19 protein-coding genes are annotated in these 25,983 nt (G+C 71.1%); 10 read left to right on the forward strand and 9 right to left on the reverse strand.

Annotated features, from left to right (window positions below; genetic code table 11):
* Positions 1–4: 4 nt before the first annotated feature.
* From REH65_RS26025 to REH65_RS26040, 4 genes are read left to right on the forward strand one after another with little or no spacing between them, the layout of a single operon-like run.
* Positions 5–3,496 carry a hypothetical protein gene (locus REH65_RS26025; RefSeq protein WP_406689498.1) on the forward strand — a complete coding sequence of 1,164 codons (3,492 nt, stop codon included), beginning with the start codon at positions 5–7 and terminating at the stop codon, positions 3,494–3,496.
* Positions 3,493–4,452, forward strand: coding sequence for a hypothetical protein (locus REH65_RS26030; protein WP_406689499.1), 960 nt, complete (start codon positions 3,493–3,495; stop codon positions 4,450–4,452). The genes REH65_RS26025 and REH65_RS26030 overlap by 4 nt, the downstream gene beginning before the upstream one ends.
* Positions 4,449–7,844 carry a right-handed parallel beta-helix repeat-containing protein gene (locus REH65_RS26035; RefSeq protein WP_406689500.1) on the forward strand — a complete coding sequence of 1,132 codons (3,396 nt, stop codon included), beginning with the start codon at positions 4,449–4,451 and terminating at the stop codon, positions 7,842–7,844. The genes REH65_RS26030 and REH65_RS26035 overlap by 4 nt, the downstream gene beginning before the upstream one ends.
* A gap of 37 nt (positions 7,845–7,881) precedes the next feature.
* Positions 7,882–8,754, forward strand: coding sequence for a macrolide 2'-phosphotransferase (locus tag REH65_RS26040; protein ID WP_406689501.1), 873 nt, complete (start codon positions 7,882–7,884; stop codon positions 8,752–8,754).
* A gap of 331 nt (positions 8,755–9,085) precedes the next feature.
* Here REH65_RS26040 and REH65_RS26045 read toward each other — a convergent pair whose 3' ends face one another.
* On the reverse strand, positions 9,086–9,655 hold the full coding sequence (locus tag REH65_RS26045; protein WP_281453900.1) for a GNAT family N-acetyltransferase: 570 nt from the start codon (positions 9,653–9,655) through the stop codon (positions 9,086–9,088).
* A gap of 144 nt (positions 9,656–9,799) precedes the next feature.
* On the opposite strand from REH65_RS26045, the gene REH65_RS26050 reads away from it, so the two are divergent.
* Positions 9,800–10,348, forward strand: coding sequence for a maleylpyruvate isomerase N-terminal domain-containing protein (locus REH65_RS26050; protein WP_406689502.1), 549 nt, complete (start codon positions 9,800–9,802; stop codon positions 10,346–10,348).
* Positions 10,349–10,421: 73 nt separating this feature from the next.
* Here the strand turns inward: REH65_RS26050 and REH65_RS26055 are convergent, their stop codons facing one another.
* From REH65_RS26055 to REH65_RS26065, 3 genes are read right to left on the reverse strand one after another with little or no spacing between them, the layout of a single operon-like run.
* A complete protein-coding gene (locus REH65_RS26055; protein WP_406689503.1) occupies positions 10,422–10,652 on the reverse strand; it encodes a non-oxidative hydroxyarylic acid decarboxylases subunit D in 231 nt (76 codons plus the stop codon).
* A 26-nt stretch (positions 10,653–10,678) separates the two neighbouring features.
* On the reverse strand, positions 10,679–12,103 hold the full coding sequence (locus tag REH65_RS26060; protein ID WP_406689504.1) for a non-oxidative hydroxyarylic acid decarboxylases subunit C: 1,425 nt from the start codon (positions 12,101–12,103) through the stop codon (positions 10,679–10,681).
* 24 nt (positions 12,104–12,127) lie between these two features.
* Complete coding sequence (locus REH65_RS26065; protein WP_406689505.1) at positions 12,128–12,712, reverse strand: non-oxidative hydroxyarylic acid decarboxylases subunit B; 585 nt, start codon at positions 12,710–12,712, stop codon at positions 12,128–12,130.
* Positions 12,713–12,822: 110 nt separating this feature from the next.
* On the opposite strand from REH65_RS26065, the gene REH65_RS26070 reads away from it, so the two are divergent.
* On the forward strand, positions 12,823–13,674 hold the full coding sequence (locus REH65_RS26070; protein ID WP_406689506.1) for a helix-turn-helix domain-containing protein: 852 nt from the start codon (positions 12,823–12,825) through the stop codon (positions 13,672–13,674).
* Positions 13,675–13,683: 9 nt separating this feature from the next.
* Here the strand turns inward: REH65_RS26070 and REH65_RS26075 are convergent, their stop codons facing one another.
* Positions 13,684–15,030 (reverse strand): FAD-binding protein, encoded by a 1,347-nt coding sequence (locus REH65_RS26075; protein ID WP_406689507.1) that lies wholly within the window; start codon positions 15,028–15,030, stop codon positions 13,684–13,686.
* A gap of 307 nt (positions 15,031–15,337) precedes the next feature.
* On the opposite strand from REH65_RS26075, the gene REH65_RS26080 reads away from it, so the two are divergent.
* Positions 15,338–16,972, forward strand: coding sequence for a bifunctional metallophosphatase/5'-nucleotidase (locus REH65_RS26080; RefSeq protein WP_406693246.1), 1,635 nt, complete (start codon positions 15,338–15,340; stop codon positions 16,970–16,972).
* A 65-nt stretch (positions 16,973–17,037) separates the two neighbouring features.
* Here the strand turns inward: REH65_RS26080 and REH65_RS26085 are convergent, their stop codons facing one another.
* Both REH65_RS26085 and pruA read right to left on the reverse strand, forming a co-directional pair.
* Complete coding sequence (locus tag REH65_RS26085) at positions 17,038–17,967, reverse strand: proline dehydrogenase family protein (protein WP_406689508.1); 930 nt, start codon at positions 17,965–17,967, stop codon at positions 17,038–17,040.
* A gap of 70 nt (positions 17,968–18,037) precedes the next feature.
* Positions 18,038–19,666: an L-glutamate gamma-semialdehyde dehydrogenase gene (gene pruA / locus REH65_RS26090; protein WP_406689509.1), complete on the reverse strand. Its 1,629-nt coding sequence runs from the start codon at positions 19,664–19,666 to the stop codon at positions 18,038–18,040.
* A gap of 120 nt (positions 19,667–19,786) precedes the next feature.
* On the opposite strand from pruA, the gene REH65_RS26095 reads away from it, so the two are divergent.
* Positions 19,787–21,505 (forward strand): PucR family transcriptional regulator, encoded by a 1,719-nt coding sequence (locus tag REH65_RS26095; protein ID WP_406689510.1) that lies wholly within the window; start codon positions 19,787–19,789, stop codon positions 21,503–21,505.
* Between the two features lie 118 nt (positions 21,506–21,623).
* Here REH65_RS26095 and coaA read toward each other — a convergent pair whose 3' ends face one another.
* Complete coding sequence (coaA, locus tag REH65_RS26100; protein ID WP_406689511.1) at positions 21,624–22,556, reverse strand: type I pantothenate kinase; 933 nt, start codon at positions 22,554–22,556, stop codon at positions 21,624–21,626.
* Between the two features lie 190 nt (positions 22,557–22,746).
* Complete coding sequence (locus tag REH65_RS26105; protein ID WP_406689512.1) at positions 22,747–24,189, reverse strand: amino acid permease; 1,443 nt, start codon at positions 24,187–24,189, stop codon at positions 22,747–22,749.
* Positions 24,190–24,488: 299 nt separating this feature from the next.
* Here REH65_RS26105 and REH65_RS26110 point away from each other — a divergent pair, with 299 nt between their 5' ends.
* Together REH65_RS26110 and REH65_RS26115 are read left to right on the forward strand one after the other, a co-directional pair.
* Positions 24,489–24,941 carry a universal stress protein gene (locus tag REH65_RS26110; RefSeq protein ID WP_281453887.1) on the forward strand — a complete coding sequence of 151 codons (453 nt, stop codon included), beginning with the start codon at positions 24,489–24,491 and terminating at the stop codon, positions 24,939–24,941.
* Positions 24,922–25,887 carry an adenylate/guanylate cyclase domain-containing protein gene (locus REH65_RS26115; protein WP_281453886.1) on the forward strand — a complete coding sequence of 322 codons (966 nt, stop codon included), beginning with the start codon at positions 24,922–24,924 and terminating at the stop codon, positions 25,885–25,887. Before REH65_RS26110 ends, REH65_RS26115 begins: the two co-directional genes overlap by 20 nt.
* Positions 25,888–25,983: the final 96 nt, after the last annotated feature.

Genomic DNA, 25,983 nt, shown 5'->3' on the forward strand with positions numbered 1-25,983 from the left:
CCACATGGCCGCCTTGGTCGTCGAGCGAACGGGCGCAGGTGTGATCGTGCGTGCGGAGGAAGCGGCTGTGCCGATCCCGCCGCCGTTCACCCTCGCCGACGGGCGCACCCAGATCTACATCGACGAGGCAGCGCTGCCCGTCTTCGACCAGCTCGAACCCGAGGTGCTGGCACGACTGCGGGCCGAGCTGCGCCCCGAAGGCGTGGGGTTGCCCGCGATCAGGCTGCTCTCGCCCCGGGCCGGTCTCGCCGCCCCGAACGGGTCCCGGCCGCTGGCCCTGCGACTGGCCGAGGCGCTCGACGTCGAGGTCGTGGCGCCTGACGGAGACCTGGTCATGCTGCCCGGCGGTGAGCTCTTCTCCGCGGGCGAGCAGACCGGCTGGGTCGGCTTCCGGCCCGGCGCCTCCAAAACCCACGAGGGCCCCCGCTATCCCATCCCGGAGTGGCAGGACGGGCTGTCGACCAGCCTGCGCACCCGGCCGATCGACCCGCGCATCACCATCACCCCCATCCCGGCCGGGGTGTGGGTGCGGGCCGCTGGGCAACCGGCACGTCCGCACAGCGACGTCGGCTTCCGGCTCCCGCTGTCGCGCAACCGGCTCGCCGTCGTCATCGGCGCGCCCGGCGAACCGCAGCCCGCCACGGAAGCGCTCGCTGCGTTCGTCAGCGGGCTCCCCGCGCCCATGCGCGACACCTTCGGCCTGATCGGCTACGGGCCGGAACCCGTGAGCGTGCGCCCCGTCGCGCAGCAGCTCGCCGAACTGCTCGGGCAAGCGGTGCACGGTTGCCACGCCGTGCCCCAGTACCTGCCGGAGGGCGGGCAGACCTGGCTGGTTCCCGACGAGACGGGCAACGTCAGCTGGCTGCCGTTCGTCCTCGAAAGCACCTACCAGCCCGGTGTTCCACCGACCCCGCGCAACTGGCTGCCGCCGGTGTCCGGGCTCACCGGCGCAGGAGCCGGGACGTTCTGGCTGCAGGACGGGTGGCTCGTCGACGTGCTGGCCACCGGCCTGCTCGTGCGACCCGTCCGGGTGCCGATCGACCCCGTCGCCTCCCGCCTGCCCATCTCGCCCGAGGCGGTCAACCTCGTCGTCAGCTCCGCGGCCGGCCCGCCGCCCGAACGCGTCCTGACCGCGGTGGAACGCCTCGCCTCCGAACTGCCCGCCGCGGCTCGCGAACGCCTCCGCCTCGTCGCGACACCGCACGCAGGACCCGACTACCTGGGCCGGTTGGCCGCGTCGCTCAAGGTCGACGTGCACGTGCTCGGCACCGCGGGTCCGGGCCCGGCCGTGGCGGTCGCCCCGAACGCGCCGCTGCGCTCCCACCCCTGGGAAGCCGGTTCCGGCGTGGTTCCCACCGGTCTGGCCGACGGGCAGCCGGTCGCGTGGATTCCCGCCCCGCCGAGCGGGGTGGCCGCCGTCCCGAGCACGGGCCCGACACCGGCCTTCCCGCAGCCGGGGCCGTCCGCTCCTGCGGTCGCCGCTCAGTCCGAGCCTGCCGCTCCGGCGGCTGTTCAGCACCCGATCCGGCACCAGCCGACCGAGCCGCTGCGCATCGTCTCGCCGGTCACCGTCGACGCCGAAGGCCGGATGCGCCCCGCCGGCGACGGGTGGCAGCCCGGTGAACCGGGGGCGCCCGCTCCCGCGGTGCCGACCGGGAACCCCGCCGCTCCGGACGTTCCGGCGACGCCGGTGGTTCGGGTGGTGAGCGAGGTGTCCGGGCCGCCCGTGCCTGCGTCGCTCGGACCTGCGACACCGCTGCCCCAGCTGTCGCAGCCGCAGTCGACGCAGGTGACCGAGGTCCCTTCGCAGGACATGCCGGCGTCGCCCGAGACGGGACCTGCCGAGACGGAACCTGCTGTGTCAGCACCGGGCGAGCAGAGCACGTCCGATGTGCCGGAAAACCCGGTTGCGGAGTCGAAAACGGTTGTTGCGAGTGCGGTTTCGGTTCCGGTCACCGCGAGCTCGGTGCAGATCCCGGTCGTGGCGTCCAGCACCCCGCTCCCGTCGATGAAGCGGACCGAGCCGGAGCCCGACCCGGAACCGGCTGCCGAAGACGCGACTTCTGAACCGGATGGTCCAGAACCGGATGGCCCAGAACCGGCGGCGCCCGAGGCACCGAAACCCGCGCCGGTCGCGCCACCCGTGCCGGTCGCCTCGGGGCCGACGCCAGCGCCGATCCCACCAGCGCCGATCACCCCAGCACCGACCTCTGCTCCGGTCGCCCCCGTCAGCCGGCCCGCGGCCCCGGCGGCAGCCGCGGCTGCCGCCGCGCCCGGACCTGCTCCGATCGCTCCTGCCGCTGCGAACCGGGCACCCGCACCGGCTCCGGTCCTGCCCCCGGTGCACGCGCCCGCCCCTGTGAGCGCTGCGGTTCCGGTCGTGGCTGCGGCGACCAACGCGGTCGCCGCCATCCCGAACGTCGCCGCCGTCCCGAACGTCGCCGCCGACACCGCTGCGGCTCCGGCGGTCGAAACCGATTCGCCCGCAACCACTCCCGACGACGCGCGCGAGCAGGCCGAGGTCGTCGCCGACGACGGCGCATCGGAGTCGGTCGCCGAGCAGCGCGACGACGCCGCTGCGGACCAGATCTCCTCGGTCGGCGTGGCCGAGTCGGTTGAGGTCGCTGCTGATGCTCACACCGCTGTCGAGGAGCAAGCCGCTGCCGAGGAGGTGGGGGAGGCCGAGCAGGTCGGCAGCGATGACCAGGTCGCCGCTGCCGCGTTGAAGCCGTTGCTGCTCAAGGACCACTCCAGCACGGAGGAGGATCGGCAGCAGTTCAAGAAGTCCCTGGGCTGGAAGTACGACGCCGCGACGCGCTCGGTGACGCGTCTGCTCGCCGAACGCCCCGGGTTGCGCGGCGGGATGCCGGTCGACGACGTGATGCTCACCGAACTCGCGGCCGTGCACGTGTTCGCCACCTCCGATCAGCGCGAGCTCGTCAACGCGATCCGCACCGGTGATGCCGCGTCGCACTACCCGTTCATCTCCTGCCTGGCAGGCGGTCTGCGACGGCTCCCGTCGTTGCAGGGCCTGGTCGTGCGCGGTGGCCCGGGTGACGCGGAGACGGTCGCGGACTACGTGGTGGGCAGCGAGCTGATCGAACCCGCCCCGATGCTCGGCGTCTCCGACGATGCCGCCGGGGTGCCGGGGTCGGTGGAGCTGCTGATCTGGTCGGTGACCGCCCGACGGCTCGGCGGCCTGGCCGCCGACGAGAACGCCGCCGACGTCGTGTTCCCGCCCGCGACCTCCTACCGGGTGCTGGCCGTCGAAGCCGACGCCGGACGCGTGCTGCTCACCGAGGTCGGCAAGAAGCAGCGTTCCGAGGAAGCGCGGCAGAAGCACGACGCCCGCGTGCTGGAACGCCTCACCGAGGCCGCCAAGCACCGCGACGAGAAGTCCCCCACCGGAGGCTCCGAACCGGACCGCGACCGGTACTCGGTGCTGCTGGGCGAACCGGCGAACCCGTTCGCGACCCCCGCGGCGGTCGATCGGTGAGCCCGGGACCCGCCGAGGTGCACCGGCTGCTGCTGCAGCTGGCGGGCCGGATCCCCGACGCCGAGCTCGCGTCGCTGCGCACCTGCCTGGCCGATGACGAGCTCGACGAGATCGCCGACTCGCTGATCGCCGCCGTCGATCTCGGGTTGGCGCTCACCGAGGCCGAGATCGAGTTGATCGCGGCGCTGGCGCAGGCCAACGGCCTCGACCCGGTGGTCCTCGCGGAAGCACCGCGCGCCACCGAACCACCTCCCTGGCGGTTCACCCGGGAGTCCTCGGGCGAGTCCGACGACGCCGCGGTGCGCTCCGCCGAACGCGTCGGGGGAGCGCGTGCGCTGTGGCGCAGCGGCCGGGTGTCGGCCGAGACCACCGAAGCGGTCTACCTCGTCGAGGCCGAGGACGACGCCGACCTGATCGAGCTCACCGCCGAGATTCAGCACGGCATCGCCGAAGCGGGCGGGAGCCCCCGCGTGGAGGTCTTCGCCGACGCTCCGACCGGCTACCACGAAGCGGCGCTGGCCTCCGCCGACCTGGTCTGGGACCCGGCTCCGCCCGCGCGGCTGGCCCGCGTCTTCGACGGGGCCGACACCGTCGGCAAACCGTTCTTCCGGCCCGACCACCCGCGGGCCGAAGCGGCGCAGCGGCAACGGTTGCTGGCCTACCTGGGGTCGGGAGCGATCGCGATGGCCACCGAGCGGGTCATGCCCGACGTCATCGACCCGAACCGCACCGTCCCGCTGAACTTCCGCTCCGACGGAACCTGGGTCTGGAACGACGCGGTCTGCTACTACCTCGACCGCTACCACCTGGCGCCGGACCCCGACCTGATCTCGCACGTGGTCGCCGCCGATCCCGAGCCTCCCGGGCTCGGCCGGCTGGACCTGCACCGCGCGATCGGCGTGCTCACCGCGCCCGCATCACCCGAACCCGCAGACGAGAACCTGGGGCGAGAATGACCAACACACGATCGATGCTGTCGGTCTCGGCGACGGCGCCGGACTCGTTCCGCACCATCGGGGACGCGATCGCCTCGGCCACCACCGGCGACGTCATCTCCATCCAACCCGGGACCTACGCCGAATCGGTGGTGCTCAGCCGCGAGGTGACGCTGTCGGCGGCAGGCGCGGCCGGTGGCGTGCGCATCGAGTCCACCGGTGACCCGGCGATCGTGATGGCCACCGAGTCCGCCGTGCTGTCCGGGATCGTCCTCGGCCACAGCGGCTCCGAGACCTCGGCGATCGACGTCTCCACCGGGCGGTTGCGGCTGGAGGAGTGCCGGGTCGAGGCGTCCTCGGCCGCCGCGCTCTACGTGCACGGCCAGGCCGAGGCCAGCGCCAACGGCACCGAGTTCAGCAACCCCGGCGGTGCCGGTGTGATCGCCATCGACGGTGCGGAAGGGCACTTCGGCAACTGCACGATCAGCAACGTCAAGGCCGCGGCGGTGGTGATCCGCACCGACGCCGACCCGCAGTTCGTCGGGTGCACGATCGCCGACACCGAGGGCAGCGCGGTGCTGGCCGCCGAACGCGCTCGTGGCGCGATGCGCGACTCCCGGATCGTGCGCGCGGGCAACCCCGCGGTGGTGGTCGAGGGCGACAGCTCGTTCCGCCTCAGCGGCACCACCATCACCGAGTCCTCGGGCGTCGGTTTGCTCGTCGCGTCGCGGTCGACGCCGCTGATCGAGAACTGCACGATCACCGCACCGGCGGCCCAGGGCGTGGTGCTGGTGCAGCGGGCCGAGCCCGAGATCCACCGGCTGCGCGTCGAGAAGCCCGCCGGGTACGGCCTGCACGTGCTGGAGGACTCCCGGGGCGAGTTCGGCGAGTGCACCGTCGTGGACTCCCGCGACGCCGGGGTGTGGATCGCCGGGGCCTCGCCGACGTTCTCCGGGCTGGACGTGACCGGTGCCGGAGGTGCCGGGGTGGTGGTGGCCGAGAAGGGCACCGGGACCTTCCGGGAGCTGACCCTGCGGCGCCCGGAAGGTGCGGGCATCGAGATCCGCGGCGCCACTGCAACGGTCACCGGCGGCGCCGTCGTCGAGACGACCGGCGACGCCGTGCTGCTGGCGGACAACGCCGGGATCGAGGCCGACGACGTGGCGATCTCCGCCGTCGGTGGGGTCGGTGTGCGGGTCGCCGAGCAGAGCTCCGCCGACCTGCGCGGGGTCACCGTCGCGGGCAGCGCGGGCACCGCGGTGCTGGTGACCGACGGCCAGGCGGTGCTGCGCGGCTGCGATCTCTCGGACGCCGGCGAGCACGGCGTGAAGGCATCCGGAACGTCCTCGGTGGCCTTGGAGCAGACCCGCATCCGGGGGTGCGAGGTCAACGGCCTGGAATGGGCCGCCGGTTCCTCCGGTGTGCTCGATCGGTGCGAGATCTCCGGCAACGCTGCCGACGGCATCGTCGTCGGCTCCACCGAGTCGATCAGCGTCCGCGACACCGTGACCAAGGACAACGGCGGCGCGGGCGTGCGGGTGCAGGTGCGGCGCGACAACCTGCGGCTCAGCGGCATCACCAGCGCGCAGAACGGCGACCCGGAGAGCGATTCCGGCGAGGCCGCCCCCGAATCCGACGACACGCAGCGGTTCGGCAGCTCGCGCAGCGCGGGCGACGAGCCGCCGAGCGAGTCCGGTCGCGAACCCGAACCCACCACGAGCAAGCGCGGTTCGGAAGGCAGGCTCGGTGAACTCCTCGACGAGCTCGACGCGCTGGTCGGCCTGACCGACGTCAAGCGCGAGGTGGAGGTCCTGACCCGCCTGGAGCAGATGGCGGAGAAGCGCGCCGCGGTCGGGCTGCCGATGCCGCCGATGAGCAGGCACCTGGTGTTCGCGGGATCGCCCGGTACGGGCAAGACGACGGTGGCCCGGCTCTACGGCCAGATCCTCAAGGAACTCGGGGTGCTGCGCACCGGCCAGCTCGTCGAGGTGGGGCGCGCCGACCTGGTGGCCAGCGTCGTCGGCGGAACCGCTCTGAAGACCACCGAGTGCTTCGAGAAGGCCCTCGGCGGCGTGCTGTTCATCGACGAGGCCTACACCCTCTCCGGTGGGGGCGGCGGTGGCGCCGACTTCGGCCAGGAGGCGGTGGACACCCTGGTCAAGCTGATGGAGGACCACCGCGAGGACGTCGTGGTCATCGTCGCCGGGTACACGATGGAGATGCGCAAGTTCCTGGCGACCAACCCGGGCCTGGGCTCTCGTTTCTCGCGGACCATCGAGTTCGCCGACTACAGCAACGACGAGCTGGTCACCATCGTCGAGGGCATGTGCCGCGCCAACGACTACCGGTTGGAGTTCGAGACCCGCGAGGCGGTGCTCGGCTACTTCGCGAAGTACCCGCGCGACGAGGCGTTCGGCAACGGCCGCACGGCCCGCAAGGTCTTCGAGGAGATGATCGGCCGCCAGGCCTACCGCCTCGCCGACGACCCCGAGCTCAACCCGGTGGCCATGACCCGGCTGCTGCCGGAGGACATCGGGGCGCTGCCGGGCAGCGGCGTCGGTGCCGGTGCGGCCAGCGCCGACACCGCCAAGGTGGAGAGCCTGCTCAACAAGCTGCACCACATGGTGGGCCTGGCCGACGTCAAGTCGGAGGTCGGCAACATGGTCGACCTGCTGGCTTCGGCCAAGCAGCGACAGGCCGCCGGGCTCCCGGTTCCCTCGCTGAGCAGGCACCTGATCTTCGGCGGACCGCCCGGCACCGGCAAGACCACGATCGCCCGCCTCTACGGCGAGATCCTCGCGGCGCTGGGCATCCTGCAGCGCGGTCAGGTCGTCGAAGTCGGTCGCGGCGACCTGGTGGGCGAGTACGTCGGTCACACCGCGCACCGCACCACCGAGGCCTTCGACCGGGCGCGGGGCGGGGTGCTGTTCATCGACGAGGCCTACACGCTGTCGTCGCAGCGCGGGTCCAGTTCGGACTTCGGCCAGGAGGCCATCGACACCCTGGTCAAGCTGATGGAGGACCACCGCGACGAGGTCGTGGTGGTGGCGGCCGGCTACGAGGGGCAGATGGAGGAGTTCCTGGCCGCGAACCCGGGCCTGTCCTCGCGCTTCTCGCAGCGGGTGCGCTTCGCCGACTACAGCAACGACGAGCTGGTCACCATCGTCACCCAGCACGCGGCCGCCGCGGGGTACGAGTGCACCGGACCGACGGTCGCGGCGCTGCGAGCGCACTTCGTGTCCACCCCGCGCGGGCCGTCGTTCGGCAACGGCCGGTACGCCCGACAGGTCATGGACGCCGCGGTCACCCGCCACGCCAAGAGGCTGCGCCGCACCGCCTCGCCCACGCTGGAGGACCTCTGCCTCCTGCTGCCCGACGACGTCCCCTCCGCGGGCGAGGTCGCCAGCGGCTGAGCCGAATTCGACTGGACATGTCGGCTAGCGTCGAGATGTGCTGGAGGAGCTCGCGGAACGGCACGGCCTTCGGGTGCGCGTGCTGGAGGTCGACGAGACCGGATGGGACTTCCGTGTCGGTCACGCCGTTGACGCGGAAGGCACGCGCTGGGTCCTGCGCGTGCCCCGGCGCCGCGAGGTCCGCGACCTGATCGAGGGCGAACGCCGGCTGCTCGATCACCTGCGCCCGCGATTGCCCGTGGCGGTGCCGGACTGGGAGATCTGCACCCCGGAGCTCATCGCCTACCGCAGGCTCCCGGGCAGACCGCTGGGGCCGGAACACCCGAGGACCCTGGAGTACCAGTGGTGGCGGGAACCGGCGAACGACTACTTCGACGACCTGGGCGCGGTGATCGCTGAGCTGCACCGCGCCCGGGTCGACGCCGTCGCGCGTCTGGGCGTGCCGGTCTCGGGTCATCGCGACCTCCGGGAGGAGGCCGACGATCACCTGGGACGGGCGGAGAACGCGCTGGTGGTGCCCGAGGAGAAGGTGGCGCGCTGGCGGTCCTGGATCCACGACGACGCGTACTGGTCAGGGGCCGCGGATCTGCGCCTGGTCCACGCGGATCTGCACCCAGGGCATACGCTGGTGGACGAATCCGGCCGTCTGACAGGGGTTCTGGACTTCACCGACGCCGCGGTCGACGACCCGGCACTGGATTTCACGGCCGCGCACAACGCGTTCGGCGAGCGCGGCCTGTCGCGGCTCGTCGCGGCGTACGCGCAGGCCGGCGGGCGGGTGAGAGCTGAATTCGTGTCGCATGTTCGGCTCCTCTCGGAGATTCGCTTCTCGGTATCGCTGGGTGTGTACGCGGTGGAGACCGGTCGAGGTGGATTCCTGGACATCGCGCAGCGGCGCCTTCTCGGGTGAGCGCCTGTGTTTTCCCACTCTTGATTTGTCAAAGAGCAAGTCTCCGAACGGAAATCCCGCTCGTCGAACTGATGTTTCAATTGTGCACCCGGGCGTTCGAAAGCGCTAGCGAATAGCCATCGCTGGATGGGGTGGATGGTTCGGTCACGTTCTGAAACCGATTGGCAGTGAAAAACTTTCAGAGAACCCCGGAGGGGTGAAGCACCCGCGCGGTTCACCGGGCGGAGGTGGCCGAACAGCAGCGCCGGTCCGTCCCCGGCCCTCCAGGAGAGGGGCGGGGGCGGACCGGCGCTGGTTCTGGCATTCCCTCAGCGGGATGCGCGGCCGCTGATCACACGATCGGGATCGGGATCTCGAAGTGCACCGCGGGGCTGTGCGCGGGGTCGGTGCGCCCGTCGTGGATCTCCTTGGCGACGCTGCGCCAGAAGGGCTCCGCGCCGTCGATGGCGGCGTTGGTGTGCAGGTAGATCGTGTCGTAGCCGGGGGTGCGGGCGACGAAGCGGCAGGCCAGGTCGACCAGTTCGCGCGCCAGGCCGTGGCGGCGGTGCTCGCGGCGCACGTAGACGCGGAAGATCTGCGCTGTCGTGCCCGAGGGGTAGCGCTCGGCCAGCCACGGGGCGTGCGGCGGGCTCTGCGGTCCGTCGGAGCGCACGCCGGTGGTGGCCACGACCTCGCCATCGAGGACGGCGACGAACAGCGCTTGGCGGGGGTGGTCGAAGTAGGCGGCGTCCATGTCGATGACGTCGCGGTGCCAGCGGGCGTCGTAGCCGTGGCCGAACTCCCGGTAGAAGGTGTCGAGCATGACCGAGCGGGCGCCGGCGGCGTCCTGGCGGGTGGCCTCGCGGACCACGTAGCGACCGATCTGGCGTTCCTCCGGCGGGGCCACGGCGACCTCCCTCATCGATGACGTCTTTTGAAAATCATATTCAATTAGCGCTCGACCATGCGTCCGGACCCGGCGTTGCGGGCGCGATTCACCCGAAGCGGACACGCCTCGGTCGCGCGTGTGCGAGGCTCAGCGGATCCTGAGAGCTGGAGGACTTCGATGGGCCGAGCCGACCTGATGGACCTGGTCGTCGCCGAACGCACCGACCTCGCCGAGTACCTGGGAACGCTCACCCGCGAGCAGTGGGAGGAGCCGAGCCTGTGCGCGGGGTGGCGGGTCCGCGACGTGGTCGCCCACGCCATCGGCTGCGACGAGCTCACCTGGCCGGGTTTCCTCCGGCGCGCCGCCCGCTCGGGTTTCAGGCTGGGGGCGGTCAACGATCTGATCCTCGCCGAGTCCCGCTCGGCGAGCACGGGTGAGCTGCTCGAACGGCTGCGCGCGAACCTCCGCCCCACCGGCCCGATCACGATCGCGGGCGGCATGGTCGCGTTCCTGGACGGGCTGATCCACCCCAGGACATCCGCCGCCCGCTCGGGCATCCGCGCGAGATCCCGCCGGAACGCCTCCGCGCGGCGCTGGACCTGGCCTTCAAGGCGCCCCCGGTCGGCGCCAAGAAGCGCTCCGCCGGCCTCCGCGTCGCCGCCACCGACCTCGACTGGAGCCGGGGCGAAGGATCGGAGGTGCGAGGGCCGGCCGAAGCGCTGCTGATGACGCTCGCCGGCCGGTCCGTCGCCTTCGTCGAACTCGACGGCGAAGGTAGGAGCACCCTCGCCGCGAGGCTCTAGCCGCGCAGCGGCGGGATGGTGGGGACCTCGGAGGCGCTGGCGATGGCTTCCGGGGTGAGGCGGAACTGCTCGGGGTAGTGCTCGCGGCTGGTGCGCCGGGCCGGTTCGGTGGTGCGCCACATGTACAGGCAGCGCGGGCACTGCAGCACCTCCCAGGCGTCCGGCACGGGTGACGTCGTCACCGTGCGGATCTCCGGGTCGGCGCAGCGGGGGCAAACGGTCTGCATCGGAATTCCTCTCCGCGCGGGAAGTCTCAGCGGTCGGCGATCAGGGAGCGCAGGCGGTCGGCCCACTCGGCGGTCTCGGGGAGGTCCTTGGTGGGAGTGCCGAAGTTGCCGCGCACGTCGGGCCTCACCGGGGTGGTCGCGTCGATGATCATCTTGCTGGTCACGCCCGCCGGCTGGGAGGCCGGAGCCAGCTCCACCACCGACAGGTTCGGGACGACCACGACGTCCTCGGACGGGTTGACCTTCGCCGACTGCGCCCACATGACCTGCGGCAGGTCGAACGGGTCCACGTCCTCGTCGACCAGGATCACCTGGCTCACGTAGCCCAGGCCGTGCGGCGTCGTCATCGCGCGCATCCCCACCGCCTTGGCGAAACCGCCGTAGCGCTTGGCCGTCGAGATGATCACCAGCAGGCCGTGCGTGTACATCGCGTTGACGGCCTTGACCTCGGGGAACTCCGCGCGCAGCTGCTTGAGCAGCGGCACGCAGGTGTTCGGGCCGACGAGGTAGTCGCACTCCGTCCAGGGCATCCCCAGGTACAGCGACTCGAAGATCGGGCGGGTGCGGTAGGAGATCCGCTCGATGCGCACCACCGGCATCCGCCGGCCGCCCGAGTAGTGGCCGGTGAACTCGCCGAACGGGCCCTCGATCTGCCGCACCCGCGACTCGATGAAACCCTCGATGACGACCTCCGAGCCCCACGGCACGTCGAAACCGGTCAGCGGAGCGGTCGCGATCGGCATCGGCTCTCCGCGCAGGGCACCGGCCATCTCGTACTCGGACTGGTCGTAGGCCATCGGCATGCCCGCCACGATCGGCACCACCGGGTCGTTGCCCAGGGTGATCGCCACCGGCAGGTCCTCGTCCAGCTCCTCGGCCTTGCGCAGGTGCTGGGCGATGTCGTGCATCGGAACCGGTTGCAGCGCCAGGCGATCGGTGCCGATCACCTCGATCCGGTAGATGCCCAGGTTCTGCTTGTCGAAGTTCTCCGGCTCGTCCGGGTCGCGCGAGACCACCGCGGCCTTGTCCAGGTAGAACCCGCCGTCACCGTCGTTGAGCCGGAACAGCGGCAGCACGTCGAAGAGGTTCACCTCGTCGCCGGAGACGCTGTTCTCCCGCCACGGCGGGTCCTCGCGGCGGACCGGCGCTACGGGGAAGTCGTCCCAGCGGCGCGCGAACTCCTCGACCTGCTCGCGGGTGGAGGTCTCCTTCGGCAGCCCCAGGGCCAGCGCGTGGTTGCGCCACGAACCGTGCACGTTCATCGCGATCCGCGCGTCGGTGAAGCCGGTGACGTTGTCGAACCACAGCGCCGGAGCGCCCTCGCCGATGCGGCCCGCCGCGTTGGCCGCCGCGGCCAGATCCGGCTCGGGGGACACCTCCTCGCCGATCCGCAGCAGCTGCCCCTCCTTCTCCAGGGCATCCAGGAACGACCGCAGGTCGTCGTAGGCCATCGTTGTTCTTCTCCTTCGTGGGACTCAGGAAACCTTGAGCTTGGCGGTGCGCAGGCCCTCCCAGCGCTGCGCCGCCGGGGCGGGCAGGTCGAGCTGGTCGAGGACGCGGGCGGTGATGTGCTCGACGAAGTCGTCGATCGAGGCCGGGTTGTTGTAGAAGGCGGGCATGGGCGGCACGATCCGCACGCCCATCCGCGAGAGCGCGAGCATGTTCTCCAGGTGGATCTCGCTCAGCGGCGTCTCGCGCGGCACGATCACCAGCGGACGGCGTTCCTTGATCGTCACGTCCGCCGCGCGCGCCACCAGGCCGTCGGCGTAGCCCGCCCGGATTCCGGCGAGCGTCTTCATCGAGCACGGGACGATCACCATGCCGTCGGTTCGGTAGGAGCCCGACGAGATGTTCGCGCCCTGGTCATCGGGGTTGTGAACGACGTCGGCGAGCCCGCCGATCTCCTTGACGCTCAACCCGGTCTCCAGCTCCGCGGTGGCCCGCGCCCAGCGGCTCAGCACCAGGTGGGTCTCCACCTCGGGCAGCTCCCGGAGCTGCTCCAGCAGTCGCACGCCGAGCGGCGCCCCGGTCGCTCCGGTCATCCCCACGACGAGTCGCACAATTCTCCTTTTCGGTCACTTCGCGCTGATGTCTCCACGCTAAGTCCCGATGACGCAGGTGAGCGGGTACGCTGGCGACACGTGATGGGGAGAATCGGACAGGTGCTCGGATGACCGAGATCACCGACGTCGCCTACCGGCCGGGCTTGAACGCCCCGATCGGCATGGACGTCATCGACTTCGCCGAGCTGCGCGACCGCGCCCGGCACCGGGAGATCGACCTGGGCGGGCCGCAGCGCCCGGACTTCCACCACCTGATCCACGTCCACGCCGACGCCGAGGCGCTGCCGCACACCGTCGACTTCGCCGAGCACGTCATCCCGCCCGGCGGCTGGCTGTGGGTGCGGCCAGGGCAGGTCCACCAGTACGGCGCGCTGACCCGCTCGCGCGGCACGATCGTCATCTGGCGCCCCGGTTTCGTCCCCGTCGACCCGCGCCCGCCGGAAACACCGGTGCTGCCCGGCGACGCGGCGCGCACCGCCGTCGACCTCGCCCTGCGGCACCTGGTCGCCGAGTACGCCGACCTCGGGGCGATGACCCTCGAAGCGCACAACCGGTCGCTGCGGATGCTGCTGGAGGTGCTGCTGCTGAGGCTGGCCCACGCGGGTTCCGCTCCGCCGCCGAGCATTCCGGCGGGCGGGCCGTTCGAGCGGTTCCGCACCGCCGTGGAACGCGACTTCACCCGCACCCACCGCGTCGCCGACTACGCCGCCGACCTCGGGTACAGCAGCCGCACCCTCACCCGCGCCACCCTGTCGGCCACCGGACGTTCGGCCAAGACCTACCTCGACGACCGGATCATCCTGGAGGCCAAGCGCCTGCTCGTGCACACCGACCGGGCCTCCGCCGACATCGCCCGCCACCTCGGGTTCACCACACCGGGCGACTTCAGCAAGTTCTTCCGCAAGCACGACGGCAGGACACCGCTGGCGTTCCGCGCCGAGGCCCGCGGACTCACCTGAAGAACGGACTCACCTGAAGCCCCGACTCATCACCTGAAGAACGGACTCACCTGAAGCACGGGTCCTCGGCGACCATCCGCTCCGGGTGGGGGAGCACCAGTTCGTGGGAGTCCGGGTCGAGGTCCGTGCCGATCGGGTAGAGGGTGCCGCCCATCGACTCGGCGCGGCGGCGCCAGCGCGGTTGCGGCGCAACCGGTCCGGCAGCCAGAACGGATCGGTCTGGCCAACACCGTCGGAGAGCAGGTCGAACAGCCACACCAGGTCGTCGTCGGGAACCCGCAGGCCGGGCCGGGTGAACGAGGAGCGGCGGTGCGGGAAGAGCAGGCCGATGCTGGTCTCGCTGAGGTCGAGCTCGGTGACCTCCGGCATGGTCGCGGCCAGGAAACCGTCCAGCGCGCGGTCCGGCAGGAAGTAGTCCGCCCACACCTTGTGCACCCGGTTCCACCCGGCCGTCACGAACGGCTCGTAGCGGGTGTCGGTGCTGATCGCGAACTCCCAGTAGGAGATGTCCCAGGTCTGCGGCCGGACGTCGAGACCGCGCAGCAGGTGCGCGTCGTCCGGTGGCCGGTCCGGGTGGTGGTAGGCGCTGAAGCGCAGCTGGTAGCGGTCGCGGTGCGGGGCGTACCAGCGGATCAGCAGGTCGTCCACCTCGTCGTGGCCGATGAGCACCCGGGCGGTGTCCACAGCCTCCTGCAGCGAGGAGAAGTGCGCGTCGTAGACGCGGGCCCGCGGCGGGACCGGGGTCAGCGCCAGGCGGGCGCGGGTGATGATGCCCGCGCACCCGAGACCGCCGAGCACGGCCCGGAACAGCGCGCTGTTGCGCTGCGGCGTGCACCAGCGCACCGCGCCGGTCGGCGTCACCACCTCGACGGCCTGCACCCGGTCGATGATCGCGCCCTCGCCGTGCACGCTGGAGATCCCGCCGACGCTGAGCACGCCCCCCGTGGTCAGCTGCAGGTACCCGGTCGGTCCCGAGGTCATGCGGAGCCCGCGCAGCCACGCGTGCCAGACCACGTCGCGCAGCAGCACCCCGGCCTCGACCTCGGCGTGCTCGTCGGTGATGGCGTGGATCAGGTCGAGGCTGCGCGTGTCCACCTGCACCCCGCCGGACGAGCACAGCGCCTGCCCTCCGGTGGTGTGCAGGGTGCCGTGGGCGCGCAGCGGGACGCCGTTGCGCGCGCACCAGGCGGCGGTGACGGCGACGTCGGCGGTGGATCGGGGGTGCAGGATCGCGGCGGGCCTGCGGTCGACGAGGTTTCCCAGGTCGGAGGCGTGCAGCTCGTCGCCGTCGGTGACCAGGGAGCCGCCGCCGGGGAGTGCCGGGAAGGTGGAGAGATCCGTCGTGCCCGAATGCATTCCCGATCGCGCCCCCACGGTGAACGACGTCCGCCGAAAACCCGTCCAAATCGGAGTCCATCCTGCGGAAGCGGGCTTTCCCCGCGCTTTCTCACCTGGTGAGGCCCGGTTCCGAGGGACGGGTTGGCTGATTCCAGACATTCACCTGTTCGTTCTGGTTCCGGACATGCGGGCGGGGGAGGATGCCGCTGTTGTCCTCCCGGCCGTCGGGGCAGTGGGTGCCGGGGCACTGGAGCGGAAGGGAAGCGGTGTGAAGACAGCTCGGTTCGGCCGTCTGACGGCACTGGGGGCGGCCGCGCTGGCCGCGATGGCGGTGGTGACGGCTCCCGTCGCATCGGGAGCGCCGGAGACCGCACAGATCCGGCTCATCACGTTCAACGACCTGCACGGCAACCTCGAACCGCCGTCCGGCTCGTCCGGTTCGGTCACGCTGCCCGACGGGACCAGCGTCGAAGCGGGCGGCGCGCAGTACCTGGCCACGCACGTCGCGCGGCTGCGCGAGCAGGCGCCGAACTCGCTGGTGCTCTCGGCGGGGGACAACGTGGGCGCCTCGCCGGTGAACAGCGCGCTGTTCCACGACGAGCCCACCGTCGCGTTCCTCAACCAGCTCGGCGTGGCCACCTCGGTGGTCGGCAACCACGAGTTCGACGAGGGATTCGAGGAGCTGCAGCGGATGTCCGACGGCGGGTGCCACCCCGTCGACGGGTGCCAGTTCCGGGAGTCGTTCCCCGGCGCGGACTTCGAGCAGCTGGGCGCCAACGTCACCTTCGAGGACGGGCGCCCCGCGCTGAAGCCCTTCGACGTGCGGACCGTCGGCGGCACGCGCGTGGGCATCATCGGGGCGACGCTGGAGGAGCTGCCGTCGGTGGTGGCGCCCGGAGCCATCGAGGGCCTGAAGTTCGGCGACGAGGTCGAGGCCATCAACCGCACCTCGCAGGTGCTCGACGGCATGGGCGTCAAGGCGCAGGTCGTGCTGCTGCACCAGGGCGACGGCACCGAAGGCGGCGGACCGGACGACTGCAACCTCACGCCGGGCCCGGCCGCCGAGATCGCCAAGGCCGCGTCGCCGAACGTGGACGTGATCTTCAGCGGGCACAGCCACTCGCAGTACAACTGCACCGTCGACGACCCGGCCGGCAACCCGCGCCAGGTGCTGCAGGGCGCTTCCTACGGGCGGCTGCTGTCGGTCGCCGACCTCGCGATCGACCGCGTCACCCAGGACGTCGTGCGCGCGGAGACCGAGGCGCACAACGAGATCGTCACCCGCGACGTGCCCGCAGATCCGGCCGCCCAGGCGCTGATCGACGAGGCCGCGACCAAGGCGGCCCCGATCGCGAACCGGCCCGTCGGCAGCATCACCGCCGACCTGCCGCGCGCCGGCGCGCCCTCCGGCGAGTCGCCGCTGGGCGACGTCATCGCCGACGCGCAGTTCGAGGCCACCGCGGCCAACTCGCCGCAGGCCGCCATCACCAACCCCGGCGGCATCCGCGCCGACCTGCTGTTCCCCGGTTCACCCAACGGTGAGGGCGACGGCGTGGTCACCTACGGCGAGGCTTTCGCGGTGCAGCCCTTCGGCAACATCATGCAGACCATGACGCTCACCGGCGCCCAGCTCAAGGCGGTCCTGGAGCAGCAGTGGACCCCGGAGGAGACCAACGTCCTGCAGGTCTCGGCCGGGCTGCACTACAGCTACTCGGCGAGCGCCCCGATCGGCTCGAAGGTCACCGAGATCAGCATCAACGGCCAACCGGTCGACCCCAACGCCCCGTACCGGATCTCGGTCAACAACTTCCTCGCCGGTGGTGGCGACGGCTTCACCGAGTTCACCAAGGGCACCGACATCGCGGGCGGCCCGGTCGACCTCGACGCCTTCCTCGCCCACCTCGACGCCCACCCCGGCATCGCCCCACCCCCGGCGGACCGCATCACCGCACTCCCCTGATCGGGCGAACTCAGGTCGAAAACCCCGGTTTTCATCGCGCGAAAACCGGGGTTTTCGATCGGGGGTCAGCCTTGGGTGGCGAGGGAGCGGAGGAAGAAGGCGAGGTTGGCGGGGCGTTCGGCCAGGCGGCGCATGAAGTAGCCGTACCACTCGTCGCCGTAGGCCGCGTAGACGCGGAGCTTGCCGCCCTCGGCTGCGATGCGGCGCTGTTCGTCCGGGCGGATGCCGTAGAGCATCTGGTACTCGAAGTCCGACGCCGAGCGGCCGTGGCGGCCCGCGAGGTCGCCCGCGATGGCGACCACGCGGGGGTCGTGCGAGGCGACCATCGGGTATCCCTCGCCGGCCATCAGCACCTTCAGGCACCGGACGTAGGACCGGTCCACTTCGGACTTGTCCTGGAACGCCACCGACTCCGGCTCGGCGTAGGCGCCCTTGCACAGCCGGACCCGCGACCCGGCGTGCGCCAGGTCCCTGCAGTCCTGCTCGGTGCGCCGCAGGTAGGCCTGCAGCACCGCGCCCACCCACGGGAAGTCCACGCGCAGGTCGCGCAGGATCCCCAGGGTCGAGTCGGTGGTGGTGTGGTCCTCCATGTCCAGCGTGACCGTCGTGCCCGCCGCGCTCGCGGCCTCGCAGATCAGCCGAGCGTTGTCCAGCGCGATCTTCTCGCCGTCCTCGGGCAGGAACTGGCCCACCGCCGACAGCTTCACCGACACCTCGGCCCGCTCCGCCAGGCCCTGATCGGCGAGAACGCCGAGCAGCTGCCGGTAGTCGCGGACGGTCGCGTCGGCCTGGCTCGCGTCGAGGGTGTCCTCGCCGAGCCGGTCCAGCGTCACGAACAAGCCGTGTCCGCTCAGCTCCCGGGTCGCCGCCACGGCGTCCTCGGGGGTGGTGCCGGGCACGAAGCGCCGCACCACGGGCTTGGTCAGCGGGTTGGCCTCCACCAGACGACGCACCGACGGCGAGCGTCCCGCGGCCAACAATGCACTGCGCAACACCGAGTTCTCCCCACGCTCAAGCTGTTTCAGCCACAACCGGGGCGCCCCGGGCCGGGGCGCCCCGTCACGATCAACCCATGTGCGGGTAGGTGTGACCGGTCGGCGCGTCCCAGGTCTCCTTGATGGCCCGGGGACTGGTCCAGCGCTGGATGTTGAGCAGCGATCCGGCCTTGTCGTTGGTGCCCGAGGCGCGGCTGCCGCCGAAGGGCTGGCGGGAGACGATCGAGCCGGTGGGCTTGTCGTTGACGTAGAAGTTGCCCGCGGCGCCGCGCAGCGCGCGGTGGGCCTCGTCGATGGCCGAGCGGTCGGTGGCGAAGACCGCGCCGGTCAGCGCGTAGGGGCTGGAGGAGTCGACGACGTCGAGGATCGACGAGTAGTCGGCGTCGTCGTAGACGTGCACGGCGATGATGGGTCCGAAGTACTCGGTGGTGAACACCTCGTCGGACGGGTCGCTGCACACCAGCACGGTGGGCTCGACGAAGTAGCCGACCGAGTCGTCGTAGCCGCCGCCGGCCAGAACCTCGATGGTGTCGGTGGTCTTCGCGCGGTCCAGCGCGGCCTTGTGCTTGGCGAAGGCGCGGGCGTCGATGACGGCGCCGCCGAAGTGGGAGAAGTCGGTGACGTCGCCGAAGCGGATGGTGCGGGTGAGGTCCGCGAGCTCCTCGCGCAGTCCGCCCTCCCAGATGGAGCGGGGCACGTAGGCGCGGGAGGCCGCCGAGCACTTCTGGCCCTGGTACTCGAAGGCGCCGCGGGCGAACGCGGTGGCCAGCGGGGCCGGGTCGGCCGAGGGGTGCACGACGATGAAGTCCTTGCCGCCGGTCTCACCCACGATGCGCGGGTAGCTGCGGTAGGAGTCGAGGTTCTCGCCGATCGTGCGCCACAGCTTCTTGAACGTGGCGGTGGAACCGGTGAAGTGCAGGCCCGCGAAACCGGGGTCGGTCAGCGCGACGTCGCTGACGGCGTGGCCGTCGCCGGTGACCAGGTTGATCACGCCCGGGGGCAGTCCGGCGGCTTCGAACAGCCGCATCGTGAAGTGCGCGGCGAACTGCTGCGACGGCGTCGGCTTCCACACCACCGTGTTGCCCATCAGCGCGGGCGCGGTGGGCAGGTTCCCGGCGATGGCGGTGAAGTTGAACGGGGTGATCGCGGTGACGAACCCGTCGAGGGGCCGGTAGTCCATCCGGTTCCACTCGCCCGGGACCGAGCGGGGCTGCTCGGCGATGATCTGCCGGGCGTAGTGCACGTTGAACCGCAGGAAGTCGATGAACTCGCAGGCGGCGTCGATCTCGGCCTGCTGCACCGACTTGGACTGGCCGAGGATGGTGGCGCCGTTGATGGTGTCCCGCCACGGCCCGGCCAGCAGGTCGGCGGCGCGCAGGATGACCGCGGCGCGCTCGTCGAACGAGGTCGCGGCCCAGCCGGGGGCGGCGGCCTTGGCGGCGGCCACGGCGTCGGCGACGTCCTGGCCGGTGGCCTGCGCGGCGGTGCCGAGCACGTGGGCGTGGTCGTGCGGCTGCACGACGTCGAAGCGGTCACCGCCCGCCATGCGCTGCTGCCCGCCGATGGTCTGGGTGAGCTCGACGTGCTCGGACTCCAGCTCGGCAACGCGCTTCTGCAGCGACTCGCGTTCCGGCGACCCGGGCGCGTAGCCCTTGACCGGCTCGTTGTAGGGCACCGGTACCGAGGTGATCGCGTCCATGCCTGTCTCGCCTCCTCAAGGCGCCGAGTGGGTGTGTTGATTGGAGATTAGGGTGTGGCCCACGCGTGGAGCTTGTGCAGTTGGCTATCGTTGAAGGTGTCGGTTTGTGGGATCGGACAAATGCCGCGTGATGTCGAGTCGGCCGGGATGAACGACGTCGGTGCTGTTCCGGACGTCGGCGCTGTTCCGGAGGTCGGGGCCGTTCCGGACGTCGGGGTCGCGGAGGTCGGGGTGCCGCTGCGGCAGCTGCTGACCGCCGTCGGCGACCCGCTGGTGGACGTGCTCGCCGCGCCGCGCGGCCTCGACGTCGAGGTGCGCGACGTGGTCATTGTCGACCCGGAGGAGGACTCCGGCAGCGCGCGCGACGGGGACTTCGTGCTGGTCATCGGCGCGCGCGGCCGGGCGGCGGCGCCGCTAGTGCGGGCCGCCGCGCGCGATGGGGCTCCGGCGGTGGCGGTCAAGATCGGCTCGGAAGCGGAGGCGCGGGCGCTGCGCGACACCGCGATCACCGGCGGCGTCGCGCTGCTGGGCGTGTGGCCGGAGGTCCGCTGGGAGCGGCTGGAGGCCTACGCCCACAACGCGATCGACAACGCCCGGCTGACCAGCGACGCCGACGTCGGCGAGGCGCTGGGCGACCTGTTCTCGCTGGCCCAGACGGTGGCGGCGATGACCGACGGCATCGTCAGCATCGAGGACACCGCCAGCCGCGTGCTGGCCTACTCGCGCTCCGACGACGAGGTCGACGAGCTGCGCAGGCTGTCCATCCTGGGGCGCCAGGGCCCAGAGCAGTACCTGGCGATGCTGCGCGAGTGGGGCGTCTACCAGCGGCTTCGCGCGGGTGAGGACGTGGTGCGCATCGACGAGCGCCCCGATCTGGGCATCCGGCGGCGGATGGCGGTGGGCATCCACGCGGGCAGCCAGCCGCTCGGTTCGATCTGGGTGCAGGAGGGGCGCAGGCCGCTGTCGGAGCGCTCCGAGCGCGCCCTGCTCGGAGCCGCCCGGCTGGCCGCGCTGCAGCTCATCCGGCAGCGCTCGGAGGCCACCGCCGGGCCGAGGCTGCGGGAGAACCTGCTGGCCGGATTGCTGGAGGGGCGGGTCGACGCGCGGTCGGTGGCCGACAACATCGGCGCCGACTCCGACCGGCCCGCCGTGGTCGCGGTGTTCACGCTGCGCCCGACCGGCAGCGTGGACCGGTCCGAGCTGGAGCTGCAGCGCGCCGAGATGACCGGTCTGATCTCGGTGCACGCCTCGGCCTACCGGCGCAGCGCGCTGGTGACGACGATCGGGTCCCGGGTCTACGTCCTGCTGCCCGAGCTGCCGGAGCGCTCGGCCGCCCAGTCGGCGCTGTCGCTGACCCGCGAGATCGTGGCCGCCGCCAAGCAGCACCTGACCTCGCGGGTGCAGGTCGGGGTGGGGTCGGCGGTGCCGACGCTGGACGAGGCCGCCGAGTCCCGGGCCGAGGCCGACCGGGTGCTGGACGCGCTGGTGCACGACGTCGACGCCGAGGTCGCGACGATCTCCGACGTGCGCGCGCAGGTGGTGATCAGCGAGATCCTCACCGTCCTGCAGGGCAACGAGCGCTACCGGGACGCCCGGCTCACCGCCCTGCACGAGCACGACGCCGAGCACGCCACGGACCTGGCTCGCAGCCTGCTGACGTACCTGGAGCACTTCGGGGACGTCAAGGCCGCCAGCTCAGCCCTGCACGTCCACCCCAACACCCTGCGCTACCGCATCCGGCGCGCCACCGACCTCACCGGCATCGACCTCGCCAACCCCACCGAACGCCTCAACACCCACCTCCAGCTCCTGCTCACCAAGCGCACCCGCCACCGCTGACCTCCCCGCGTCCCGCGCGCACGCGTTCACCCGATTTCAATGGAAGTCGGACACCTGATTTCCATTGAAATCGGGAACCTGATTTCCGTTGAAATCGCGGGCCCCGGTCGGGGAGGGGTCAGAGCTTGCGGAGGCGGACCCTGTTGATCGAGTGGTCGATGTCCTTGCGCAGGACCAGGGTGGCGCGGGGGCGGGTGGGCAGGATGTTGTCCACGAGGTTGGGCTCGTTGATGGTGCGCCAGAGGTGGTCGGCCTCCGCGCGGGCCTCCTCGTCGGAGAGCTCGGCGAAGTGGTGGAAGTGCGACTCCGGGTCGGCGAAGGCCGTGCTGCGCAGCGTCAGGAACCGGTCGGTGTACCAACGGGCGATGTGCTCGGTGCGGGCGTCGACGTAGATCGAGAAGTCGAACAGGTCCGAGACGGTGAGGCTCGGCCCGGGCTGCAGGACGTTGAGGCCCTCGACGATGAGGATGTCGGGCTGGCGCACCACCTGCCGCTCACCGGGCACGATGTCGTAGGCGACGTGCGAGTACACCGGGGCCGAGACCTCGGGCGCCCCGGACTTGACCTCGGTGACGAAGCGCAGCAGCGCACGCCGGTCGTAGCTCTCCGGGAAGCCCTTGCGGTGCATCAGCCCGCGCCGCACCAGCTCCGCCTTGGAGTGCAGGAACCCGTCGGTGGTCACCAGGTCCACGCGCGGGTGGTCGGGCCAGCGGGCGAGCAGGGTGCGCAGGATGCGGGCGGTGGTGGACTTGCCTACCGCGACGCTGCCTGCGACCCCGATGACGAAGGGCACCTTGGTGCCGTGGGCCTCCTCGCCGAGGAACGTGGTGGTGCTCTCGTGCAGCCGCTGGCGGGCGGCGACCTGCAGGCTGATCAGCCGCGACAGGGGCAGGTAGACGTCGGCGACCTCGTCGAGGTCCACCGGTTCGCCGAGGCCGCGCAGCGCGACCAGCTCGTCCTCGCTCAGCGGGAGGGGGAGCGCATCGCGCAGTTCGCGCCATTGCGCGCGGTTCAGCTCCACGTACGGGCTCAGTTCGCGAACGCGCGTCACAAGCACCCCTCAGCATCGAGGCCCGGTCCTACTCCCGGCAGCACCGGAAAGACCGGTGACGCCGGGGAAAACCCTAGGCATACGGCACGGGATAACGCTGTGATCCAGTGCACGCTGAGACGCAGGAGACACGACTCAACCGATCAACACCGGACCGGCGCAACGCGTGCGCCGGTCCGGTGCCGGGTGATCAGGAGTTCAGCTTCGACTTCCGGTAGCCGTAGGCGAAGTAGATGACCAGGCCGATGACGAACCAGCCGGCGAACCGCAGCCAGGTCAGCGGGTCCAGGAAGGTGACGAGCCAGATCGAGAACCCGATGCCGATGATCGGCACCACCGGCATGCCCGGCGTCTTGAACTCGCGCGGCAGGTCGGGCCGCTTGTAGCGGAGCACGATCACCGCGGCGCACACGATCACGAACGCCAGCAGGATGCCGATGTTGGTCAGCTCCGCCGCCTCGCCGATCGGCAGGATGCCGGCGATGACGGCCGAGGCGATGCCGATCAGCCAGGTGAACCGGGTGGGCACCTTGCGCACCGGGTGCGTCTTGCCGAACCACGCGGGCAGCAGGCCGTCGCGGCTCATCGAGTAGCCCACTCGCGTCACGCCGAGCATGAACGTGAACATGACGGTGAGGATGCCCAGGATCGCGCCGACGCCGATGATCGCGCCGAGCATCGGCAGGCCCACGTCGGCGAAGGCGGAGGCGAAGGCGCTGTCGCCGTTGATCTGCTGGAACGGGATCATGCCGGTCAGCACCAGGCAGGCCAGCACGTAGAGCACCATCGAGATGCCCAGCGAGTACAGGATCGCCTTGGGCATGTGCTTCTGCGCTTCCTTGGACTCCTCGGCGGCGGTGCTCATGGCGTCGTAGCCGAAGACCGCGAAGAACACCGTTGCGGCACCGGTGATCGCGCCGCCCGCGCCGAACGGGAAGAACGGCGTGTAGTTGCCGGTGTTGATGTAGAACGCGCCGACGCCGATGACCAGCAGCACCACGCCGACCTTGAGGTAGACCAGGAAGGTCTCGAACCGGGCGGCGCTCTTCATCCCCAGGTTCAGCATGAACGCGATGAACAGGCACAGCACCATCGCGAACAGGTTCACCACGTAGCTGCCGGGCGCGACGCCGTCCTCGCTCTCGGTTCCCGGCGCGCCCAGCATCCACGTGGGCAGGTCGATGCCGAGGTAGCCGAGGAGCTCGTTGAAGTAGCCGGAGATGCTGATCGCGACGACCGCGACGATCGCGGTGTACTCCAGCAGCAGGTCCCAGCCGATCAGCCAGCCGACGATCTCGCCGAGCACCGCGTAGCCGTAGGTGTAGGCCGACCCGGCCTTCGGGATCATGCCCGCGAACTCGGCGTAGGAGAACGCGGCGGCGGCGCTGGCGATGCCGGCGACGAGGAACGAGATCAGCACGGCGGGCCCGGCCTTCTCGTTGGCCACGGCACCGGCCAGGGAGAAGATGCCGGCGCCGATGATGCCGCCGACGCCGATGGCGGTGAGCTGCCACAGGCCCAGCGATTTGCTGAGGCCGGTCTCCTCGCCGTCGGACGAGATGGTCTCGATGGGTTTGCGGCGAAGGACTCCCCGCCCGGGTTGCAGGCCAGGTGCTGACACGGTCGACTCCATTGTTCGAATCACAGGTCGCGGCGAAACGTACGCCGCGAGGTCGAGTGTCGCGCTGTGCGCTCGAACGACAGTTCCCGCCTCGCGTTGTCCCATCCCACAACTCCCCAGGTGATCCACCCCTCCCGTCGAGAACAGCGACGTTCGTCGCGCGAAAACCGGGGTCTTCGACGGGACGAACGCCGGGGTTTTCGGTGGGAGGGGTGGGGTGGTGGGCACGGGGCGTGACCGCAGCGGCGCGCGATCGTTAGTGTTCTCACCCGGAGCGTCGAAATGTCGGTCCCTGAGGAAGTGGGAGAGCGATGTCCAGTTACCGCACCGTCGTCGTGGGAACGGACGGCTCCGCGCCTTCGCTGCGCGCGGTCAGCCGGGCCGCCGAGGTCGCCGCTGCCGCCTCGGCGCGGCTGGTGATCGTCTGCGCCTACTACCCGACCGACCCGAAGGAGCTGGAGCGAGCCGCCGACCAGCTCGGCGACGAGGCCTTCCAGGTCATGGGCTCGGCCCCGGCGCAGGACACGGTGCAGACCGCCTCGGACACCGCCCGCGCGGCCGGTGCCACCGAGGTCGAGACCGTGGCGTCGGTCGGCGAGCCGGTCTCGGTGCTGGTGGAGGCCGCCGACAAGCACAGCGCCGACCTGCTGGTGGTCGGCAGCCGCGGGCTCAACACCCTCAAGGGGCGGATCCTCGGCTCGGTGCCCTCCGAAGTGTCCCGCCGAGCTGATTGCGACGTGCTCGTTGTCCGAACATCGCGATGACCGCATCCGGCGGATCGAGGAGATCCTCCTCGGTTCGCCGCCGCTTTACACCAAGGACGAGGTCGCCGAGGCCGCCGGTGTGCCGCTGGAGCGCGCCGAGCAGCTGTGGCAGGCGATGGGCTTCGCCCACGTCGAGTCCGACTCGGTGATCTTCACCGATGCCGACGTGGCGGCGCTGCGGGCGCTGGTGTCGCTGGTGTCCGCGGACGTGATCCCCGACGAGCTCGAGTCCGCGGTGGCCCGCTCGCTGGCGCAGACGATGTCGCGGCTGGCCGAGTGGCAGACGGGACTGTTCAAGTCGCTGCTGGGCGACACCTTCGGCGCCGATGTGGACACCACCACCGAGGTGGCGGCCGCGATCGTGCCCGTCATGGAGAAGATGCAGGACTACGTGTGGCGGCGGCACCTGGCCGCCACCGTGTCCCGCGAGCTCGACGAGCGCGACCCGGGCATCGACGAACGCGTCCAGGTGGTGGGTTTCGCCGATCTGGTCGGCTACACGCGGCTCATCCGCGACTTCACCGAGCTGGAGCTGACGCGGCTGATCGACGGTTTCGAGTCGCTGGCGGGCGGTGTGGTGGCGCAGAACCGCGGCCGGATCATCAAGACGGTCGGCGACGAGGTGCTGTTCGTGGCCGACAGCCCGGAGGAGGGCGCGGAGATCGCGCTGACCCTCAACGAGGAGATCGCCAAGAACGACCTGCTGCCGCCGCTGCGGATCGGTCTGGCCCGCGGCCCGGTGCTGGCGCGCTTCGGCGACGTCTACGGCTCGACGGTGAACATCGCCAGCCGCCTGACCTCGGTGGCCCGGCCGGCTTCGGTGCTCATCGACCGGGAGCTGGCGGGTGCGCTGCGCGGCCACGAGAGCTACAAGCTGATCTCGGTGGGCCCGACGAAGGTGCAGAGCTTCCGCGGCCTGCGCGCCTGGGCACTGCAGCGGCGCTAGCCCGCGGCCACTACTCCGATCACGTCAAATGTGATCGAAATATCGCTGAACTTGCATGTATCACGCAAACATCGGCGATCACGTTCCCGACGTGGC

This window comes from Saccharopolyspora sp. ID03-671, assembly GCF_045278815.1.
Classification (GTDB): Bacteria; Actinomycetota; Actinomycetes; order Mycobacteriales; family Pseudonocardiaceae; genus Saccharopolyspora; species Saccharopolyspora ipomoeae.

Coding starts and splice junctions, on each gene's coding strand:
- REH65_RS26035 (WP_406689500.1), top strand. CDS start 4,449: ATGACCAACACACGATCGATGCTGTCGGTCTCGGCGACGGCGCCGGAC.
- REH65_RS26060 (WP_406689504.1), bottom strand. CDS start 12,103: ATGGCCTACGACGACCTGCGGTCGTTCCTGGATGCCCTGGAGAAGGAG.
- REH65_RS26045 (WP_281453900.1), bottom strand. CDS start 9,655: ATGAGGGAGGTCGCCGTGGCCCCGCCGGAGGAACGCCAGATCGGTCGC.
- pruA (WP_406689509.1), bottom strand. CDS start 19,666: ATGGACGCGATCACCTCGGTACCGGTGCCCTACAACGAGCCGGTCAAG.
- REH65_RS26075 (WP_406689507.1), bottom strand. CDS start 15,030: ATGCATTCGGGCACGACGGATCTCTCCACCTTCCCGGCACTCCCCGGC.
- REH65_RS26080 (WP_406693246.1), top strand. CDS start 15,338: ATGGCGGTGGTGACGGCTCCCGTCGCATCGGGAGCGCCGGAGACCGCA.
- REH65_RS26025 (WP_406689498.1), top strand. CDS start 5: ATGGCCGCCTTGGTCGTCGAGCGAACGGGCGCAGGTGTGATCGTGCGT.
- REH65_RS26110 (WP_281453887.1), top strand. CDS start 24,489: ATGTCCAGTTACCGCACCGTCGTCGTGGGAACGGACGGCTCCGCGCCT.
- REH65_RS26105 (WP_406689512.1), bottom strand. CDS start 24,189: ATGGAGTCGACCGTGTCAGCACCTGGCCTGCAACCCGGGCGGGGAGTC.
- REH65_RS26070 (WP_406689506.1), top strand. CDS start 12,823: ATGACCGAGATCACCGACGTCGCCTACCGGCCGGGCTTGAACGCCCCG.
- REH65_RS26095 (WP_406689510.1), top strand. CDS start 19,787: ATGCCGCGTGATGTCGAGTCGGCCGGGATGAACGACGTCGGTGCTGTT.
- REH65_RS26050 (WP_406689502.1), top strand. CDS start 9,800: ATGGGCCGAGCCGACCTGATGGACCTGGTCGTCGCCGAACGCACCGAC.
- REH65_RS26055 (WP_406689503.1), bottom strand. CDS start 10,652: ATGCAGACCGTTTGCCCCCGCTGCGCCGACCCGGAGATCCGCACGGTG.